The following is an 18,394-nucleotide window of genomic DNA, read 5'->3' on the forward strand; positions in this document are numbered from 1 at the left end:
CACCCTCGACCGGCGACAATGGTGCACCCGGTTTCATCGATCGTGGTTGGATAGCCACAGAGCGGGGAGAGGGGAGCATCGCATGACGACCATCGCGGATGTGGCACGTCTCGCCGGAGTCTCCAAGGCGACGGCCTCCCGCGCCTTCTCCCGCCCTGAGATGGTCTCGACCGCCACGGCGCAGCGCGTGCACGAGGCGGCCGAGAAGCTCGGCTTCGTCGTGAACAACGCGGCCCGGCTGCTGGCCGGCGGGCGCAGCGGGATCCTCGCCCTCGCCGTCCCCACGCTCGACAACAGCTACTTCAGCCCCGTCATCGCCGGGGCCCAGGCGCGGGCCGACGCCTCCGGCCACCAGCTCACCGTCGTCGTCTACCCCTTCGAGAGCACGGCCGAGCTCGCTCCGCTCGCCCGGCTCGGCCGGCAGACCGACGGCCTCATCGTGGTCGCGCCGCGAGGCACGGACGATCTGATCCGCTCCGCACTCGGCGACACGCCCGCCGTGCTGGTGGACCGCGAGATCGAGGGCATCGCCTCCGTGGTCGCCGACACGGCCGCCGCGTTCGGCGCGCTCATCGAGAGCCTGCTGTCGGAAGGGCACCGCCGGATCGTCTACGTCGGCGGCCCGGAGGGGTCGTGGCAGGACCTCCAGCGGACCCGCATCGTGCAGGAGACGGCCCGGCGCGCCGGGGTCGAGGTGGCCGTCGTCGGTCCCTATCCGTCGACGTTCGCCGCCGGGGTGCATGCGGCCGCCGAGGTGCGCCGCCACGAGCCCACCGCCGTCGTCCCCTACGCGACGGCGATCGGGCTCGGCATCCGCTTCGCCTACCTCGCCGACTCCGCCCGGCCCCCGCTGGTCAGCTCGGAGCGCGCGATCGTGGACGCGCTGGGACAGAGCGGCGTGCCGGCGATCGACGTCGACGGACGCGAGCTCGGGCGCGTCGCCGCGGAGATGCTCCTCGCCCGTCTCGGCGACCCAGGCGCGGAGGCCGGCCGCGTCCGGCTCGAGGTCGCCTTCGACCCCGGCCGCTGACCCGGCGGCGGCGTCGCTGGGAGCGGGACAGGTCGTCGCCGGCCGTTCCGCAGCACCCTCTCGTGCGCGATAGTCTTTCCGAATCGTGGACGGGAAGGGTTCGGCATGAGCGAGAGCGGGAACGTGCAGTCGGTCGCGCGCGCCTTCGGCCTCCTCGAGACGCTCGGCGATCTCGGCGGCGAGGCGGGCATCAGCGAGATCGCCGACGCCATCGACCTCGCGCTGCCCACGATCCATCGACTGCTGCGCACTCTCGTCTCGCTCGGATACGTGCGACAGCTCCCGTCCCGCCGTTATGCGCTCGGGCCGGGACTCGTCCGGCTGGGCGACCGGGCGAGCAGCCTGCTCGCGACGTGGGCGCGGCCGGCGCTGGAGCGCCTCGAGCACTCCGCGCAGGAGACCGCGAACCTCGCGATCCTCGACGGCGACATGGTCACCTACGTCGCCCAGGTGCCGTCCCGCCATCAGATGCGGATGTTCACCGAGGTCGGCCGCCGCGTGCACCCGCACTCGACCGGCGTGGGGAAGGCCCTCCTGGCGCAGCTGCCGGACGACAGGGTCGTCGAGATCGTCCGGCGCACGGGCATGCCGCGGTACACGAGCACCACGATCCTCACCGAGCAGGACCTCCTCGCCGACCTCGCCGCGATCCGCGAGCGCGGCTACTCGATCGACGAGGGCGAGCAGGAGGTCGGCGTCCGCTGCTTCGCCGTCGCGGTGCCCGGCGCCTTCACGCCCACCGCCGTCTCCGTCTCCGGTCCGGACACGCGCGTCACGCTGCAGTCGGCCGAGTCGATCGTGCCCGCCCTGCTCGAGGCGGCGCGGCAGCTGCAGAGTCCCTCGGACCCCCGGACGGCGCCTCGGCTGCGCAGCTGATCGCCGTCGCCTGCACCCGCGCAATCCCGCGCCGCCGGGACCGATCCCGGCCTGCCCGCCAGGGCTGAGCCCGGAGGGCCCGGCCCGCCTCGGCGCCCCCGGCTCTTCATCCCCAGGCCTGACCGGTCCTCGGCGTGGAGCCGTCATCCATCGACGTGCACTGCTCCTCGTGCGATCTGGACTTGCCCTCCACAACGAGCACTGCAGACGGGTTGTCCACAGAACGTGGGATATCCGCATCCCACCCTCTGTCCGCTCCTCCACCATGGAGAAACCATCTGATCCGGCGTATTCCGACCGCTTCCCGCGGCCTCTGAAGCACGCTTGATCCATCAAGTTCGAAAAAGCTTTTCCATGGTGCGGATTTCGTGTATGGTTGCCCGCATCCAGAAAAGGGCTTCAATGCCCGGGTTCAAATACCCTCAGAGATCCGACGAGGAGGTCGGGATGTTCCTTGCGAACGATGTCCGTCACCTGTCGCACGACGCGAAGAGGTGCGCATGACGACGACCGATACCCGCACAGCCGTCCTGCCCGGCGGCCCGCCGCGCCGCACCCTGTTCGGCGCCAGAGTCGACGACCACCGCACCGGCCGCCGCCGTCGCCGTCAGCACGGCGCCGGGTATCTGTTCATGGCCCCGTGGCTCGCAGGGTTCGCCCTTCTGACCGCCGGCCCGCTCGTCGGCTCGCTCTACCTGTCCTTCACGGACTTCAACCTGCTCCAGTCGCCCAACTGGGTGGGGATCGACAACTACGTGCGGATGTTCACCCAGGACCCGCGCTTCTGGCAGTCGCTCCGTGTGACGCTCATCTACGTCGTCCTGACCGTTCCGCTCCAGCTGGGCTTCGGACTCCTCGTCGCGATCCTGCTCAACAGGAAGATCCGCGGCATCGCCTGGTACCGCTCGGCGTACTACATCCCCTCGCTGCTCGGCGGCAGCGTGGCGATCGCCGTGGTGTGGACCCAGCTCTTCCAGGGCGACGGGGTCGTCAACGCCATCCTCGGCCTGTTCGGGGTGCAGGGCATCAGCTGGATCTCCAATCCGGACACCGCGCTGTACACGCTCGTCCTGCTGAACATCTGGCAGTTCGGCTCGCCGATGGTCATCTTCCTGGCCGGCCTCAAGCAGGTCCCGGAGGAGCTCTACGACGCCGCGGCCGTCGACGGGGCGGGCCGCTGGCAGAGGTTCAGGAACGTGACGCTGCCCATGATCACGCCGATCATCCTCTTCAACGTCGTCCTGCAGACGATCCAGGCGTTCCAGGCGTTCACCCCCGCCTACGTGGTGAGCGGCGGAACCGGAGGCCCCAGCGACTCGACGCTCTTCTACACGCTCTACCTCTATCTCCAGGGCTTCAAGAACCTCCAGATGGGATACGCCTCCGCTCTGGCCTGGGTGCTCCTGGCCATCATCGGCGTCGCCACCGCCATCAACTTCCTGATGTCCAGGCTCTGGGTTCACTACGACGACTGAGGACGCCATGACTGCACAGCTCGACTCCGCTCCCGCCCCGAAGGCGCAGGTCCTGCGCTCCCGCGAACGTCGTCCGCGATGGATGCTCCACCTGCTCCTGATCGCCTCGAGCGTCATCATGATCTATCCGCTGCTCTGGATGCTCGGAGGCTCCTTCAAGCCGGAGCTCGAGATCTTCTCGACGATCAATCCGATCCCCCAGGAATGGGTGTTCTCGAACTACGTCGACGGCTGGGAGGCCACCGATCCGGACTTCGGGCGCTTCTACGTCAACTCGCTCGTGATCTGCGTCCTCGCCGTCGTCGGCAACGTGATGGCCTGCTCCCTCACCGCCTATGCGTTCGCGCGGCTGGACTTCGGCGGCAAGAGGTTCTGGTTCGCGATCATGATCGGCTCGCTGATGCTCCCCGTGCATGCACTGCTGATCCCGCAGTACGTGCTGTTCATCAACCTGGACTGGGTCAACACGATCCTCCCGCTGATCGTGCCGAAGTTCCTCGCCACCGATGCGTTCTTCGTGTTCCTCATGGTGCAGTTCATCCGCGGCATCCCGCGCTCGCTCGACGAGGCGGCGACGCTGGACGGATGCGGACCCTTCCGGATCTTCGGGAAGATCATCCTGCCGCTGGCGGGGCCCGCGATCGTCACCACCGTGATCTTCACGTTCATCTGGACCTACAACGACTTCTTCTCCCAGCTGATCTACCTCTCCACCCCGACGAGCGCCACGGTCCCCGTCGCCCTGCGGCAGTTCGTGGATGCGACCGGCTCCTCCTCCTATGGGCAGCTGCTCGCCATGTCCGCGCTGTCGCTCGTGCCCACGTTCTTCGTGTTCCTCATCGCGCAGCGCCGGGTCGTCGACGGCATCGCGACCGCCGGGCTCAAGGGCTGAAAGACCCCGCACCCGAATCACAACGAAAGGCAAAGACGCAATGAACATCTCGAAGCGCGGACGCATGATCCGCGCCACCGCCGCCGTCTCCGGCGTCGCCCTGCTCCTCGCCGGCTGTGCCGGCGGAGGCGGAGACGGCGGATCCGGATCCACCCAGCTCCGCTTCTCCAGCTACGGCGACACGACCAAGCTCGGTCTGCGCAGCGAGCTCCTGGAGACCTACTCCCAGCAGAACGAGGACGGCATCACGGTGCAGTTCGAAGGCACTCCCACGGCCGACTACTGGGACAAGCTCGCCACGCAGTTCGCGGGCAACAATGCGCCGGACATCGTGAACATCGACGCCGCCAGGGTCGCCCAGTACGGCGGAAAGGGAGCCCTCGCACCCCTGGACGACTACCTCGACAGCATCATCGACACCTCGGTCATCGACGAGAATCTGCTCGCCCAGGGTCAGTTCGACGGCAAGCAGTACGGCATCCCCGTCGCGATGAGCATGATGGGCTGGGGCTACGACGCGACGGTGCTCGACGACCTGGGGCTCGCCCACCCCGACGGATCGTGGACCTGGGACGACTACGCGGATCTCGCCGACGAGATCTACGAGGCCTCTGGCGGAGAGCTCCACGGCTCCGAAGACGCATCGGGCGACATCGGCGTGCTGGAGGTGTGGCTGCGCAGCCAGGGCGAGGACATGTGGGAGGACGGCGAGTTCGTCGTCACGCCCGAACACCTCGAGGACTGGTTCACGTACTGGTCGGAACTGCGTGAGAGCGGCGGGATCGTTCCGGCCGAGGAGGCGTCGCTGTACAAGTACGGCGACTGGCCGAACAGCCCCATCGCGACCAAGACCGCGGCGCTCGCGCACATCTTCACCCCGAACATCGCCGGAGGCTTCCGGGCGAACACCGATCATCAGATCGGCCTGGTCCTTCCCCCGGTCGACGAGCCAGGAGGACCGCAAGGCTCCTACGCCGACCCGAGCAGCCTGCTGTCCATCTCGACGCGGACCGAGGACAAGGAGGCGGCCGCGAAGGTGATCGACTGGTTCGTGAACAGCGAGGACTCCGCTTTGAAGCTCCGCCTGATCAGCGGTCCGCCGGCCTCCTCCGCTGGCCTGGATGCTCTTCTCGGGGTCGACGACCTCACGGACGACGAGAAGGAGGTCATCGAGTTCACGCAGGCGTCGCTCCCGAACCTCGATCCAGGACCCGAGCCCGAGCCGGCGGCGCACACCGCCGTGTCGGATCTGCTGATGAAGTTCAGCCAGGACATCGCCTTCGGACGCGTGAGCGTCTCCGACGGGGTCGCCGACCTCCTCGTCCAGGTCGAGCAGGCGGTGAGCAACTCGTGAGCATCGATGCGCAGACCTCGATAACGCTCGAGGCGACCGACCGGCTTCGCGACGACGAGATCATCCGATGGGCGCTCTCCCGCGTGGAATCGGTCGCGGACGAATCCGTGGAGATCGCGCTCCAGACCTCCGACGACATCGGCAAGGAGGGCTACCGGGCCGAGAGCGACGCGAGCCGCCTCACCGTCACCGCCGCCGACTCCGCGGGCTTCGGCTACGCGCTGACCGAGTTCGCCGCCAGGCTCTCGGCGGTCTCGGGACGCGTCTCGCAGCTTCCGCCGTGGAGCGAGACGGCGAGCCCCGCGGTGCCGGTGCGGGGGATCCAACGGGCGTTCGTGAGCGTCCAGGAGGATTCCGACTGGTTCCACGACCGCGACTTCTGGACCGAGTACCTCGATCACATCGCGGCGCAGCGCTTCAACCGCTTCCATCTGTCGTTCGGCATGCAGTACAACTACGGCGCCGACAAGCACGGCGCCACCGACAACTATCTCTGCTTCATCTACCCCTTCCTGTTCGAGGTGGACGGCTACCCGTCCGTCCGCGCGGAGGGAGTGGATGCGGCCGAGCGGGAGCGCAACCTGTCGGCGCTGAAGTTCATCGCCCGCGAGACGAAGCGAAGGGGGATGAACTTCCAGCTCGGCCTGTGGAACCATGCGTACGACTACGGCCGCGACTCACGGCACTGGTATCCGATCCTCGGCGTCAGCGCGGAGAACCACGCGGCCTACTCGGCGGCGGCGATGAGGCGTCTGCTCACGGAGATCCCGGAGATCGACGGCTTCACCTTCCGCGTGCACTACGAGGGCGGCATCCACGATCTCGGTCACGAGGTCTTCTGGGATGCGGTCTTCCAGGCGATCTCGGACGGCGACCGGGTCAGGGAGGTGGACATGCATGCGAAGGGCGTCGACCAGGCCCTCCTCGACGCGGTGACCAAGCCGAGGATCGATCCCGTCCTCTCGGGGAAGCACTGGGCCGAGCACATGGGTCTCCCCTATCACCAGACGACGATCCGATCCCTCGAGGCGGCACGTCCGATGGAGGAGGGGGCGACGGTCAAGGGGATCACCGAGTTCACCCGGAGGTTCACCCGCTACGGGTACGGGGACTTCCTCGGCGAGGATCGCACCGTCGACTTCATGTACCGCATGTGGCCGGGCACGCAGCGTCTCCTGCTCTGGGGCGATCCCGCCATCGCCTCCGGCTACGGTCGACAGGCCACCTTCGGCGAGGCCCGCGGCATCGACTACTGCGAGCCGCTCTTCTTCAAGGGTCGCAAGGGCAGCGGAGCACCCGGCGGGCGGGATCCCTATGTGCGCGACGATCTCAAGCTCGGAGTCCACGACTGGCGTAAATACCGGTACACGTACCTTCTGTGGGGACGGCTGCTGTACGAGCCCGATGCGGATCCGAGCGTCTGGCGACGCTTCCTCGTCGCCGAATACGGCGCGCAGGCCGCACCGGCGGCAGAGGCCGCGCTGGCGAACCTGAGTCGCATCCTGCCGCTGCTGACCTCGGCGCACGGCGTCGGCGCGTCCAACAACGGGAACTGGCCGGAGAACCCGGTGAATCTGCCGATCTCCCCGTGGGTGCCCTCGCACCACTACGAGCGGGATACGGCCGCGCCGGCGAACTGGAGCGGCGTGATCCCGTTCGATCCCACGCTGTTCTCCTCCGTCGGCGACCATGCGCGCGACGCCGTGGCGGGGAGGGCAGACGCCCGATACACGCCGCTCGAGGTCGCCTCCTGGATCGAGGGGTTCGCAGAGAGGGGAGCAGCCGCCCTGGCCGAGTTCACCGCGGTGGGCGGCGACGATCCGCAGACCGCGCGCACGATCATCGACCTCGAGGTGCTCGTGCGGCTCGGACGCTTCTACGCGGCGCAGTACCGGGCGGCGGTCGACTACTCGCTGTACGAGAACTCCGGTGACGCCGGGGCTCTCGTCGCCGCCGTGGAGCAGGCGGAGGCGGCGAGGGCGCAGTGGATGGAGCTCATCGGGATCGTGGACGGCGTCTACCAGGACGACCTGCGGTTCGGGCCCGAGACGAGCGAGCACGGGCACTGGGCCCAGCAGGTCCAGAGCATCGACGACGATCTGCAGGCCCTCCGCCGGGAACGGGATCGCGCCCTGCAGGGTAGCGAGAGCGTGCCGGCCGAGAGCCTGCCCCGCCCGACCAGGACACGCGAGCCCGTGGCGGTGTCGCACGAGCAGCCGGAGCCTTACCGTCGCGGAGAGCCCGTCGCGATCCGGCTGCACGCCTCCGTCGGAAGCGGCGTCGTCTCCGCGCTGCTCCGGTACCGGCATGTCGACCAGTCCCAGTCCTACGAGCAGGTCGCCATGCGCGAGATCGACGGCGGATTCGCCGCGGAGATCCCCGGGTCGTACACGGACTCGTCGTTCCCGCTGGCGTACTTCTTCGAGGTGACGACGGAGGGCAGGGCGCCGACGTTCTTCCCCGGCTTCTCCGACGAGACGCTCTCCAACCAGCCCTACTACACGCTGCGGAGCACGGGACAGCAGTAATCCGTCCCGCAGGCAGGGTCCCGTCCGCCGGCCCCTCCGAGGCGAGCGCGCCGCTCGATCATGGAGGGGCCGGTCCGACTCGGAAGGGCCGGTCCGACTCGGAGGGGCCGGTCCGACTCGGAGAGGCCGGCCGGTCCCCGAGGGGCGGTCCGTCCCGGAGCCGACCGGTCCAGCCGGCGAAACCGGTCAGGAAGGACCGGGGACGCCTCAGCCGGCGTTGCCGAGCGCGATCAGCTGGTCCACCTGCGCACGGTCGATGCCCATTCCGGGGAATCCGGCGAGACGGCCGATCGGGAAGGACGCCATCATCTTCGCCATCGCCTCATCGCTCATGATGCCGGCATCCATCGCCCCGTCCGCCGCCGCCATGCCGGCGCCGAGCTGCTCGCGCACGATGGGACCGACCACCGGATGGGCCAGCACCTCGCCGATCGAGGAGTCCGCCGTGAGCGGGATGCGCACCTCGTCGCCCGTGATGTTCAGCGATGCCGCACCGCGGATGTCACGGCTGGAGGCCGCGACCTCGAAGCGGTACGCGCCGCCCTCGACCACGAAGCGGTCGACCCTGATGTCCCAGTACGCCAGATCCTCCCGGCGCACGACGAGTGAGACGTCCTCGGTCTCGCCGGCCGCGAGGGCGACGGACGCGAACGCCTTGAGCTCGCGCGGCGCGCGCTCGACGAGAGACGTCTCAGGTGCGACGTAGACCTGTACGACCTCGCGGCCGTCGACCGCTCCCGTGTTCGTGACCGCGACCGTCACCTCGACGTCCCCCTCATCGAGATGACGCACGCGCAGCGCGCCGTAGGCGAAGCTCGTGTACGACAGGCCATGGCCGAACGGGAAGGCGACATCCATGCGGCGGGCGTCGTACCAGCGGTATCCGACGAAGACGCCCTCGCCGTAGCGGACGTGACCGAACGATCCAGGGAAGCTGCCGAACGCCGGGGTGTCCTCCAGGCGGTGCGGGATCGTCTCGGCGAGGCGCCCTGAGGGGTTCACCGCACCGGTGAGCACGTCGACGACGGCCGAGCCGCCGGCCTGGCCGAGCAGCCATCCTTCGACGATCGCCGGCACCCGGTCGGCGAAGGGGACAGCGACGACCGAGCCGTTCGACAGCACGACGACGGCCCTCTCGTTCACCGCGAGGACGGCATCGAGCAGCGCGAGCTGGACGGCGGGCAGGTCGATGTGCGTCCGGTCGAAGCCCTCGGACTCGTCCGCCTCGGGAAGACCGAGGAACAGCACGGCGATGTCGCTCCGCTCGGCGAGGGCGGCGGCCTCGGCCCGCAGGGCCGCCGCATCCCCCGAGCCGTCGAAGGTGAAGCCGGGCGCGAACGAGACGCGGTCGCCGAAGGCGTCCAGAGCCGAGTCCAGACGCGTCGGGGTGATGTGCGAGGAGCCGCCGCCCTGGTACCGCGGCGTACGGGCGAACTCGCCGATCACGGCGACCGACGCGGAGGGCGCGAGCGGCAGCAGTCCGCCGTCGTTCTTGAGCAGCACGATCGAACGGCCGGCCGCCTCACGGGCGAGCGCATGGTGCGCATCCACGTCGAGAGGCCCGTCCGCCACGGGACGGGCCTGCGCCTTCGCGACGAGATCGAGCACGCGCCCCGCCGCGGTGTCGAGGACGGCCTCGTCGAGGGATCCGTCCTGCACCGCGGCGACGATCTGCGCATCCGTGACGCCGCCGCTGGAGGGCATCTCGAGATCGAGCCCGGCAGCGAGACCGGTGACGCGATCGTTCACGGCGCCCCAGTCGGAGACGACGAGGCCTTGGAAGCCCCAGTCGTCGCGGAGCACCTCGCCGAGCAGCCAGGGATCCTCCGAGGCGTACACGCCATTGATGCGGTTGTAGGAGCACATCACCGTCCAGGGCGGTGCCTCCTTCACGACGTACTCGAAGCCTCGAAGGTAGATCTCGTGCAGCGGGCGCGGGTCGATGTCGCTGGAGGAGCGCATGCGGTCGTCCTCCTGGTTGTTCGCGGCGAAGTGCTTGAGCGAGGATCCGACGCCCTGCGACTGGATGCCGCGGACGAGACCGGCGCCGATGCGACCGGCGAGGATCGGGTCCTCGGAGACGTACTCGAAGTTGCGGCCGCACAGCGGGGAGCGCTTGATGTTGATGCCGGGACCGAGGATGACCGCGACGTCCTCGATCGCGGACTCGACGCCGAGCGCGACGCCGACGCGCTCGGCGAGCGCGGGGTCGAAGGACGACCCGAGGGCCGCGGCGGGCGGGAAGCACGTCGCGGGGACGCTGTCGTTCAGGCCGAGATGGTCGCTGGCCGCGGACTGCTTGCGCAGGCCGTGCGGGCCGTCGGTGAGCATGATCGAGGGGACGCCCGCCCTGTCGATCGTCGTGGTGGTCCAGAAGTCGGCGCCGCTGGTGAGGGAGGCCTTCTCCTCGAGAGTGAGGTCCTGAGGTTCGGTCATCGTCGTGTTCGCCTTTCGCGGCATCCGCCATGGATCGCCAGCGTCAGCCTAAGCAGTCTCCACGGTTAAAAGCAAGCAATGTTCGGTTTTCATGGGGCGGGCACGGCTGACGCCCGATACGCTAGCGTCATGTCTCGACGAGGTTCCTACGCGAAGGGCGTCGCGAAGCGCGAGGAGATCCTCGACACGGCGCTCGAAGTGGTCGCGGAACACGGCTATCGCCGCGCATCCGTCCGAGAGCTCGCCGATGCCGTCGGCCTGAGCGCCGCAGGACTCCTGCACTACTTCGACAGCAAGGAGGAGCTGTTCACCGCCATCCTCCGTAAGCGGGACGAGGTCGATCAGCGCGCCTACGGAGGGGAGGCCGCCGGCCTCTCGACGCTGCAGTCCGTCGTGCGGCACAACGCGACCGTCCCCGGACTCGTGCAGCTCTACACCCAGCTCGCCGCGGAGGCTTCCGATCACGGGCATCCCGCTCGCGCGTTCTTCCGAGACCGCACCACGCAGCTGCACGACGTCTTCCGCGACGCGATCATCCGAGCCAAGGAGAACGGCGAGATCCGTGAAGACGTCGATCCCGATTGGGCGGCAACCGCTCTGCAGGCTCTCGCCGACGGACTGCAGAGCATGTGGCTGATCGATCCGGAGCTCGACATGGCCGCGCATCTCGGCGCCTTCGTGACGGCGCTGGCGCCTTCCCGCCTCGGTGAGCCGTCGTGAGCGGTTCCCCGCTCGTCCGCACCGCGTCCGGTCCTGTGCGCGGACTCTGGCGCGACGAAGGGACGGAGAAGGCGTCGGCCGCCTTCCTGGGCATCCCCTTCGCGCGGCCGCCCGTCGGCGAGCTGCGGTTCGCCGCCCCCGTGCCGCCGGAGCCGTGGACCCAGGTGCACGATGCGAGCTCCTACGGGGCGACTGCGCTCCGCAGAGATCCCGGTGGCACGCTCATCCCCGAGCCGGCGATCCCGGGCGACGCGACGCTGAACGTGAACGTGTTCACGCCGTCGCTCCCCGGTTCGCCGAGCGGATCCGCGCACGCGCGCACCGGACTCCTGCCCGTCCTCGTCTGGATCCACGGCGGCGGGTACACCGAGGGATCGCCGGCGAGCCCCTGGTACGACGGCGCCCGGTTCAACCGCGACGGCGTCGTCACGGTGACGCTCTCCTATCGCCTGGGCTTCGACGGCTTCGGCTGGATCGAGGGCGCACCGCACAACCGCGGCGTGCGGGACTGGATCGCCGCGCTGGAGTGGGTGCAGGCGAACATCTCCGCCTTCGGCGGAGACCCGGGCAGGGTGACGATCGGCGGGCAGTCGGCCGGCGGCGGCGCAGTTCTGACGCTCCTCGGGATGCCGTCCGTGCAGCACCTCTTCCATGGCGCGCTCGCGTTCTCCGCCGCCCTCGGCGACATCCCGCTCGAGCTCGCCCGCACACGCGGCGAGCGGCTCGCGAGCATCCTCGAGGTGGAGCCGACGGTGGAGGGATTCCGCTCGGTGCCGGAGCGCCGCATCCTCGCCCTGCAGTCGAAAGCCGTGGGGACCCGCAAGGGCCTCGGCATGCTGACCGGCCTCATCGACGAGGGGATGCCCTGGGGGCCGGTGATCGACGGCGAGCTCATCCCCCGGCCGACGACGGAGTCCCTGCGCTCGGGCACAGGTGAGGACAAGCCGCTGCTGCTGGGGGCGACCGACGACGAGTTCACGATGGTGGCGGACCGCGCGCCGCGCGCCCTGCGGGCCGTCCCCGCCGCGCTGCTGCTGACGCCCTTCCTGCGTGACGGTCGAGCCCGTCGCGCCTACCTCGCGGCGAACCGCGCGCAGCGGAAGAAGGGCGGGACGGCGATGGTGGGCCGCTTCGTCACCGATCACGTCTTCCGCAGCCTGGTCGTCCGGGTCGCCGAGGCCCGCAGTCGTGCGGATGCCGGCACGTGGACGTACGAGTTCGGCTGGGTATCGCCGGCCAGGGGATGGGCGTGCCATTGCCTGGACGTGCCGTTCTGGTTCGACGGGCTCGATCGGGAGCATGTCGAGGATCTCGCAGGGCCGCGGCCGCCGCAGTCGCTGGCCGACGAGATGCATGCGGCCGCCACCGCCTTCGTGTCCGCCGGCAACCCCGGCTGGCCCGCCTGGCGGACCGAGCCGGGGACGACCAGGGTGTTCGGCGGCGACGGCCTGCAGATCTCCACGACCGCCTACGACAACGTCCTCGCCCTCGTCTGACTCAGCCGCGGTCGTGGAGGGTGATGTGATAGCCGTCCGGGTCCGCGAACGTGAAGGTCCGCCCGAAGGGACCGTCGACGGGTGCGGTGACGATCGCGTGCCCCTCTGCCGCGAGAGCGTCATGGATCTCCTGGACGCCCGTGGCATGAAGCCAGATCGCGACGCCGAGACCGGGGCGGGTGAGGGAGGACGGATCGGTTCCGGGAAGGACGTCCCGGATCGCGAAGGCGATCGGCTCGGTCTCGAAGACGACCGCGTGCGCAGGCCCGGACGGCGAACGGACGAGACCGAGATAGCGCTCGTAGAACGCCTGCGAGGCGTCGAGATCGCTCACCTGGAGCGAGAGGAAATCGGGTCCGGTGACGGGCATGGCGAAGCTCCTTTATTCATGTCAGTTTTCTGACATGAATAACCATATGTCAGAATACTGACATGAGTCAAGACGGGATCGACCTGGACGCATCGCTGGGCTATCTGCTGAAGGAGGCGTCCAGCGCCCTGCGCATCGCCATGGAGACGGTGCTGCGGCCCCTCGGGATGACGATCACCCACTACTCCTGCCTCGAACTGCTGGCACAACGGCCAGGGCTCTCGAACTCGGAGCTCGCGCGCGGGGCGTTCGTGACGCGGCAGTCGATGAACGTGCTCCTCCAGGCCCTGGAGCGGGACGGCTACGTCACCAGGCCGGCAGAGGCTCCGATCGGCAAGGCCCTGCCCGCCCGGCTCACTCCCCGGGGACGGGAGAGCCTCGCACGGGCGAGCGCCGCCGTCCGATCCGTCGAGGTCAGGATGCTGGCGGCCTTGACGGAGGCCGATCGGACCCAGGCGTTCCACATCCTGCGCAGCATGATCCGATCCCTGGGCGGAGCAGGCGTTCGCGTCGAGCACGGCGACTGAAGGCCGCCGGGTGCCGCCTGCGAACGCGCCCCGCCACGAGCATCCGCGGCCGTCGCTCAGGTCGAGAGAGGACCGGTGGCGACCTCGGCATCCGGCATCCGCTCGCGCATCACCCGGATCGCCTCGGGGTTGTGATCGATGAGAACCGCGTCCCTGCCGAGCGCGGATGCCACGGCGCCGGTCGTCCCCGACCCGGCGAAGAGGTCGAGCACCCGATCCCCCTGGCGACTGGAGGCCTGCACGATCCGGCGCAGGATCCCCTCCGGCTTCTGCGTCGGATACCCGGTCTTCTCGCGTCCCGTCGTCGGGACGATCGTGTGCCACCAGACATCCGTGGGGAGCTTGCCCCGCGCGGCCTTCTCCGGCGTGACCAGGCCAGGCGCCATGTACGGCTCACGGTCGACGGCATCCGAATCGAAGTAGTGCATCCCCGGGCTCTTCACGTAGACGAGGATCGTGTCGTGCTTGGTCGGCCAGCGCCTGCGCGACTTCGCCCCGTAGTCATAGGCCCAGATCAGCTCGTTCAGGAACGCGTCACGCCCGAAGACGGCATCCAGCATGACCTTCGCGTAGTGCGCCTCGCGATAGTCCAGGTGCAGGTAGAGCGTGCCGTCGTCGGCGAGCAGCCGCCAGGCCTCCTCGAGGCGCGGCATGAGGAAGTCGCCGTAGTCGTCGAAGCTGTCGTCGTAGGCGCGCAGCATCCCGCGCACCCGCTCGTAGGCGTGGCCGTGGAAGCCGTGACGGATCTCCTTGACCGGCGCATCTCGCTCTGCGCCCCCTGCCGCTCGCCGCGCGGTGACCACCTGGCGCTCCTGCACCCGGCCGGTGTTGAAGGGCGGGTCGAGGTAGACGAGCGCGAAGGACGCCGAAGGCAGGCTCGCGGCGACGGCGAGGTTGTCGCCCTCGATGATCGTGACGGCGCCGGGCGGGCGGGGGCGTTTCGACTCGCCTTCGGCTCGCTCAACGAACGGGCGGGGAGCATCGGCCCGCTCGACCGGCGGGCGGGGAGCATCGGCCCGCTCGACCGGCGGGCGGGGAGCATCGGCCCGCTCAACCAACGGGCGGGGAGCATCAGCCCGCTCAACCAACGGGCGGGGAGCATCGGCTCGCTCGACGAGCGGGCCGCGATCCTGCCCGGTCACGGCACCCGGTGCAGCCAGGCGTCGGTGGCGAACTTCGCGGCGACGAGCGCCTCGGCATCCGCGTACTCGTCCGCGGTGATCGCACCGTCTTCGGCCCGCGTGAGCGAGCGGAACGTGTCCTTGAACCGTTCGATGATCTCGGCGCGGCTGAGCCCGGTCTGGCTGCGCAGCGGATCGACCCGCTTCGCAGCCGAGGTGGTGCCCTTGTCGCTGAGCTTCTCGCGTCCGATGCGCAGCACCTCGGTCATCGTCTGGCCGTCGATGTCGTAGGAGAGCGTCGCATGGTGCAGCACGCCGCCGTTCGCAAGGCGCTTCTGCGCGGCGCCGCCGATCTTGCCCGTCGGGCTCGCGATGTCGTTGAGCGGCTGGTACGTGGCGTCGATCCCCAGCGAGCGCAGCGCCTGCAGCACCCAGTCGTCCAGGAACGCATAGGAGTCCGCGAAGGTGAGTCCCTGGACGAGGGATGCCGGGACGTACAGCGAATAGGTGATGATCTGGCCGGCGGCCATGAGCATCGCGCCTCCGCCGGAGATGCGGCGGACGACGTCGAAGCCGTGCCTGGCCGCGCCCTCCGGGTCGACCTCGTTCCGGTAGGACTGGAAGGATCCGATCACGACGGCGGACTCGTCCCACTCCCAGATCCGCAGCGTCGGCCGACGGCGGCCCTCGCCGACCCGCGAGGTGAGCACCTCGTCCAGCGCCAGGTTCATCCGCGGGGAGACGGCCTTCTCGTGCACAATCTCCCAGTCGAAGTCGCGCCAGCCCGGCGCCGTCACCAGCGCCCGGCGCACCGCCGTTCCCACCGCCTCCGAGGTGAAGCCGAGCAGCTGCGCACCGTCGGGCAGTGCGCTCCGCACCGCCGCGGCGATGGCGGAGGCGTCCGTCTCCGCCGGCAGGCCGTTGACCGCGGCGTCGATGTCGTCGAGGGCGGTGTCCGGCTCGAGGAAGAAGTCGCCTGCGAGCCGGAACCCGGAGATCAGGCCGTCCTGCACCTCGAGGTCGACGACGACGAGCTTTCCACCGGGGACCTTGTACTCACCATGCACGTCCTCAGCCTACGCGCGCTGCAGGTCCGTTGCGCGGCCTGTCCGTTCTGCAGGACCTGTTCTCCGTTGTGCAGGACCTGTCGTCCGTTGTGCAGGACCTGTTCTCCGTTGTGCAGGAGCGGTGGCCCTGGATAGGCACGACACGCCGTGATTCGGGGCCCGGCCTCGAATCTGGTCCTGCAGAACGGACAACAGGTCCTACAGAATGCCCAGCCGGTCCTACAGAATGCCCAGCTGGTCCTGCAGAACGGAGAACAGGTCCTGCAGAATGCCCAGCCGGTCCTGCAGAACGGCCAGCCCTGCAGAATGCCCGGCCGGTCCGCAGAACAGGCGACCGGCCGGTGGAACGGGCACGGCCGCGCGCACTCAGCGCGCGGGGATGCGCCTGTCCAGCCAGGCGAGCAGGTCCGCGCGGACCTCGCCCTGCTGCAGCTCGTTGAAGATCTCGTGCCTGGCGTCCGGATACACCAGCGTCGTGACGTCGGTCAGCCCCGACCGGGTGCGGTACTCGTCGGCGAGCCGGTGGACGCTGCGCGGGCCGCCGACGGGGTCGTCGCGCCCCACCATGAGCAGCATCGGGATGTCCCTGCCGAGGTCCTTGGCCGGCCGGCCGTACAGCCGCAGCGCCTCGACCGGACCGAAGAGCTTCAGCAGCGGAACGTTGGTGGTCAGCGGATCCTCGTCGAACGCCTTCCCCACCGCGGCGTCGCGGCTGAGCCATTCGTAGCCGGTGGCGTCCTTGCCCTCCCAGCGCGCGTTCAGCGGCGCCGCGTTCAGCATCCTCGGCGTGCGCAGCGCCGACCCCGACAGCACGACGGCGTCCCAGGCCTCGGGATGATCGTCGACGAGCATCTGCGCGAGGAACGACCCCCAGGAGTGCCCGATCAGCACGAGCGGGAGGTCGGGGTTCTCGTCGCGGATGATGCCGGTCAGCTGCCACACGGCCTCCTTCGCCGCGCGCAGCCCGCCCTTGCCGAGCCTGCCGAGCTTCGCCGGGTCCCCGTGCTGCTGCATTCCGGTGCGTCCGTGCCCGCGGTGGTCGTCGGCGTAGACGATGAAGCCCGCGCGCGTGAGGGCCGCGATCAGCTCCCCGTATCGCCCCGCGTGCTCCCCCACACCGTGCAGCAGCTGCACCACGCCCCGCGGCCTGCCCGCAGCCTCGTGGACGTCGTAGACGATCGTGACTCCGTAGGCATCCAGGAACTGCGCAGTTCGTGTCATGGTGACGAGTCTACGGACGCGGATGCCCGCCTGACGAGGCCATGCCGACCGCCGCCCTGAGCGCGAACGCCGCATCCCGGTCGGTGACCTCGTAGCCTCCGACGCCATCGGAGGCCGACCCCATCCGCACCCCGCCGGATGCCGTCACGGTCCGCTTCGCCGAGAAGTGCAGCGCATCCACGCCCGTCGCGGCGAGCGCAGGAGCGGATGCGGCATCCACCCCGCTCCCCGCCATGACCTCGATGACGCCGTCGGCCTCGGCGACGAGCGCGGTCAGGACATCCAGCCCGTCGATCGCGGCGGACGCGCCCCCCGAGGTGAGCACCCGCTGCAGTCCGAGCTCCCTAGCGGCGCGCAGCGTCGCGATCGGATCGCTCGTCACGTCGATCGCGCGGTGCAGGGTCACGGATGCGCCGGAGGCCGCCGCCTGCAGCCGCGCCATGGCATCCCCGTCCAGCGCACCGGTCCCGTCGAGGCAGCCGACCACGACCCCTGCAGCCCCTGCGGCGACCGCGAGGCGGATGTCCCGCTCGATCACCGCCATCTCGTCGGCGTCGTAGTGGAAGTCTCCCGCGCGCGGACGCACGAGCACGTGCACCTCGACCGCGGAGCCGGCCGCCTCGAGCGCCCGCTCCAGAGCCGCCGGAGAGGGCGTGAGCCCGCCGAGGGCGAGCGCCTGGGCGAGCTCGACGCGAGCGGCGCCGATCTCGCGGGCGATGCGGACGCCTGCGGCGTCCTGGGCGGCGAGTTCGAGGGCGATGGTCACGCATCCATTCTGCCGGGATGCGATCAAGGGGATGCACGGCGCCGAGAACTTAGTTAGACTATCTAAGCAATGAGCGACGCCGACGATCCCCAGCACACCACTGCCACCGACCTCCGCCTCGCCACCTTCCGCCTCGCCAGGCGCCTGCGCCGCGAACGTGCGGACGACGGCGTGAGCGACGCGCACTTCGCCGTGCTCGCCGGCCTCCGCGCGAACGGCCGCCTCCCCCTCGGCGAGCTCGCCCAGCGCGAGCGCGTCACCGCGCCCACCATGTCGAACACCGTGGACGCGCTGGCCGCGAAGGACTACGTCGTCCGGGTGCCGGACGAGAACGACCGGCGGCGCGTGTACGTCGAGCTGACGGACGCCGGCGAGGCCGTCGTCGTGGCGACCGTCCGCAAGCGGGACACCGCCCTCGCCGACGCCCTCACCGAGCTCGACTTCACCGATGACGAGCTGCGCACGCTCCGCGAGGCCAGCGCCCTGATGCGGAGGGTGGCCGAGCGATGAGCGCG

At 69.7% G+C, this 18,394-nt stretch carries 16 protein-coding genes; 10 read left to right on the plus strand and 6 right to left on the minus strand.

Annotated features, from left to right (window positions below):
• The first annotated feature begins 82 nt into the window (after positions 1–82).
• The 6 genes from ACYVGQ_RS01595 to ACYVGQ_RS01620 all read left to right on the plus strand — a co-directional run bounded on the left by ACYVGQ_RS01595 (position 83) and on the right by ACYVGQ_RS01620 (position 8,155).
• Positions 83–1,030: a LacI family DNA-binding transcriptional regulator gene (locus ACYVGQ_RS01595; RefSeq protein ID WP_460782746.1), complete on the plus strand. Its 948-nt coding sequence runs from the start codon at positions 83–85 to the stop codon at positions 1,028–1,030.
• Positions 1,031–1,135: 105 nt separating this feature from the next.
• The gene (locus tag ACYVGQ_RS01600; protein WP_460782747.1) at positions 1,136–1,906 is read left to right on the plus strand and encodes an IclR family transcriptional regulator; all 771 of its coding nucleotides are present in this window, start codon (positions 1,136–1,138) and stop codon (positions 1,904–1,906) included.
• Between the two features lie 500 nt (positions 1,907–2,406).
• Positions 2,407–3,381: a carbohydrate ABC transporter permease gene (locus tag ACYVGQ_RS01605; RefSeq protein ID WP_460782748.1), complete on the plus strand. Its 975-nt coding sequence runs from the start codon at positions 2,407–2,409 to the stop codon at positions 3,379–3,381.
• A 7-nt stretch (positions 3,382–3,388) separates the two neighbouring features.
• Positions 3,389–4,273 (plus strand): carbohydrate ABC transporter permease, encoded by an 885-nt coding sequence (locus ACYVGQ_RS01610; protein WP_460782749.1) that lies wholly within the window; start codon positions 3,389–3,391, stop codon positions 4,271–4,273.
• Positions 4,274–4,313: 40 nt separating this feature from the next.
• Positions 4,314–5,627 carry an ABC transporter substrate-binding protein gene (locus tag ACYVGQ_RS01615; protein ID WP_460782750.1) on the plus strand — a complete coding sequence of 438 codons (1,314 nt, stop codon included), beginning with the start codon at positions 4,314–4,316 and terminating at the stop codon, positions 5,625–5,627.
• Entirely contained in the window at positions 5,624–8,155 is a 2,532-nt protein-coding gene (locus ACYVGQ_RS01620; RefSeq protein WP_460782751.1) for a hypothetical protein, read from the plus strand. Before ACYVGQ_RS01615 ends, ACYVGQ_RS01620 begins: the two co-directional genes overlap by 4 nt.
• A 207-nt stretch (positions 8,156–8,362) precedes the next feature.
• Here ACYVGQ_RS01620 and ACYVGQ_RS01625 read toward each other — a convergent pair whose 3' ends face one another.
• The gene (locus ACYVGQ_RS01625; RefSeq protein WP_460782752.1) at positions 8,363–10,591 is read right to left on the minus strand and encodes a glycoside hydrolase family 3 C-terminal domain-containing protein; all 2,229 of its coding nucleotides are present in this window, start codon (positions 10,589–10,591) and stop codon (positions 8,363–8,365) included.
• 129 nt (positions 10,592–10,720) lie between these two features.
• On the opposite strand from ACYVGQ_RS01625, the gene ACYVGQ_RS01630 reads away from it, so the two are divergent.
• Together ACYVGQ_RS01630 and ACYVGQ_RS01635 are read left to right on the plus strand one after the other, a co-directional pair.
• On the plus strand, positions 10,721–11,311 hold the full coding sequence (locus tag ACYVGQ_RS01630) for a TetR/AcrR family transcriptional regulator (protein WP_460782753.1): 591 nt from the start codon (positions 10,721–10,723) through the stop codon (positions 11,309–11,311).
• Positions 11,308–12,807, plus strand: coding sequence for a carboxylesterase/lipase family protein (locus ACYVGQ_RS01635; RefSeq protein WP_460782754.1), 1,500 nt, complete (start codon positions 11,308–11,310; stop codon positions 12,805–12,807). Before ACYVGQ_RS01630 ends, ACYVGQ_RS01635 begins: the two co-directional genes overlap by 4 nt.
• 1 nt (position 12,808) lies before the next feature.
• Here the strand turns inward: ACYVGQ_RS01635 and ACYVGQ_RS01640 are convergent, their stop codons facing one another.
• Positions 12,809–13,177, minus strand: coding sequence for a VOC family protein (locus tag ACYVGQ_RS01640; protein ID WP_460782755.1), 369 nt, complete (start codon positions 13,175–13,177; stop codon positions 12,809–12,811).
• Between the two features lie 62 nt (positions 13,178–13,239).
• On the opposite strand from ACYVGQ_RS01640, the gene ACYVGQ_RS01645 reads away from it, so the two are divergent.
• Positions 13,240–13,704: a MarR family winged helix-turn-helix transcriptional regulator gene (locus ACYVGQ_RS01645; RefSeq protein ID WP_460782756.1), complete on the plus strand. Its 465-nt coding sequence runs from the start codon at positions 13,240–13,242 to the stop codon at positions 13,702–13,704.
• Between the two features lie 56 nt (positions 13,705–13,760).
• Here the strand turns inward: ACYVGQ_RS01645 and ACYVGQ_RS01650 are convergent, their stop codons facing one another.
• The 4 genes from ACYVGQ_RS01650 to ACYVGQ_RS01665 all read right to left on the minus strand — a co-directional run bounded on the left by ACYVGQ_RS01650 (position 13,761) and on the right by ACYVGQ_RS01665 (position 17,879).
• Entirely contained in the window at positions 13,761–14,615 is an 855-nt protein-coding gene (locus ACYVGQ_RS01650; protein WP_460783908.1) for a DNA-methyltransferase, read from the minus strand.
• A 227-nt stretch (positions 14,616–14,842) separates the two neighbouring features.
• On the minus strand, positions 14,843–15,892 hold the full coding sequence (locus ACYVGQ_RS01655; RefSeq protein ID WP_460782757.1) for a lipoate--protein ligase family protein: 1,050 nt from the start codon (positions 15,890–15,892) through the stop codon (positions 14,843–14,845).
• Between the two features lie 366 nt (positions 15,893–16,258).
• Complete coding sequence (locus ACYVGQ_RS01660; RefSeq protein WP_460782758.1) at positions 16,259–17,113, minus strand: alpha/beta fold hydrolase; 855 nt, start codon at positions 17,111–17,113, stop codon at positions 16,259–16,261.
• A gap of 10 nt (positions 17,114–17,123) precedes the next feature.
• Positions 17,124–17,879: a copper homeostasis protein CutC gene (locus ACYVGQ_RS01665; protein ID WP_460782759.1), complete on the minus strand. Its 756-nt coding sequence runs from the start codon at positions 17,877–17,879 to the stop codon at positions 17,124–17,126.
• A gap of 69 nt (positions 17,880–17,948) precedes the next feature.
• Here ACYVGQ_RS01665 and ACYVGQ_RS01670 point away from each other — a divergent pair, with 69 nt between their 5' ends.
• The gene (locus ACYVGQ_RS01670; protein ID WP_460782760.1) at positions 17,949–18,389 is read left to right on the plus strand and encodes a MarR family winged helix-turn-helix transcriptional regulator; all 441 of its coding nucleotides are present in this window, start codon (positions 17,949–17,951) and stop codon (positions 18,387–18,389) included.
• Positions 18,390–18,394 lie beyond the last annotated feature (5 nt).

It is taken from the genome of Microbacterium tumbae (assembly GCF_054780175.1).

What these genes read in the sequence shown, in the direction of transcription:
- ACYVGQ_RS01595 (WP_460782746.1), top strand. Translation starts at nt 83, where the DNA reads ATGACGACCATCGCGGATGTGGCACGTCTCGCCGGAGTCTCCAAGGCG.
- ACYVGQ_RS01600 (WP_460782747.1), top strand. Translation starts at nt 1,136, where the DNA reads ATGAGCGAGAGCGGGAACGTGCAGTCGGTCGCGCGCGCCTTCGGCCTC.
- ACYVGQ_RS01605 (WP_460782748.1), top strand. Translation starts at nt 2,407, where the DNA reads ATGACGACGACCGATACCCGCACAGCCGTCCTGCCCGGCGGCCCGCCG.
- ACYVGQ_RS01610 (WP_460782749.1), top strand. Translation starts at nt 3,389, where the DNA reads ATGACTGCACAGCTCGACTCCGCTCCCGCCCCGAAGGCGCAGGTCCTG.
- ACYVGQ_RS01615 (WP_460782750.1), top strand. Translation starts at nt 4,314, where the DNA reads ATGAACATCTCGAAGCGCGGACGCATGATCCGCGCCACCGCCGCCGTC.
- ACYVGQ_RS01625 (WP_460782752.1), bottom strand. Translation starts at nt 10,591, where the DNA reads ATGACCGAACCTCAGGACCTCACTCTCGAGGAGAAGGCCTCCCTCACC.
- ACYVGQ_RS01630 (WP_460782753.1), top strand. Translation starts at nt 10,721, where the DNA reads ATGTCTCGACGAGGTTCCTACGCGAAGGGCGTCGCGAAGCGCGAGGAG.
- ACYVGQ_RS01640 (WP_460782755.1), bottom strand. Translation starts at nt 13,177, where the DNA reads ATGCCCGTCACCGGACCCGATTTCCTCTCGCTCCAGGTGAGCGATCTC.
- ACYVGQ_RS01645 (WP_460782756.1), top strand. Translation starts at nt 13,240, where the DNA reads ATGAGTCAAGACGGGATCGACCTGGACGCATCGCTGGGCTATCTGCTG.
- ACYVGQ_RS01660 (WP_460782758.1), bottom strand. Translation starts at nt 17,113, where the DNA reads ATGACACGAACTGCGCAGTTCCTGGATGCCTACGGAGTCACGATCGTC.
- ACYVGQ_RS01670 (WP_460782760.1), top strand. Translation starts at nt 17,949, where the DNA reads ATGAGCGACGCCGACGATCCCCAGCACACCACTGCCACCGACCTCCGC.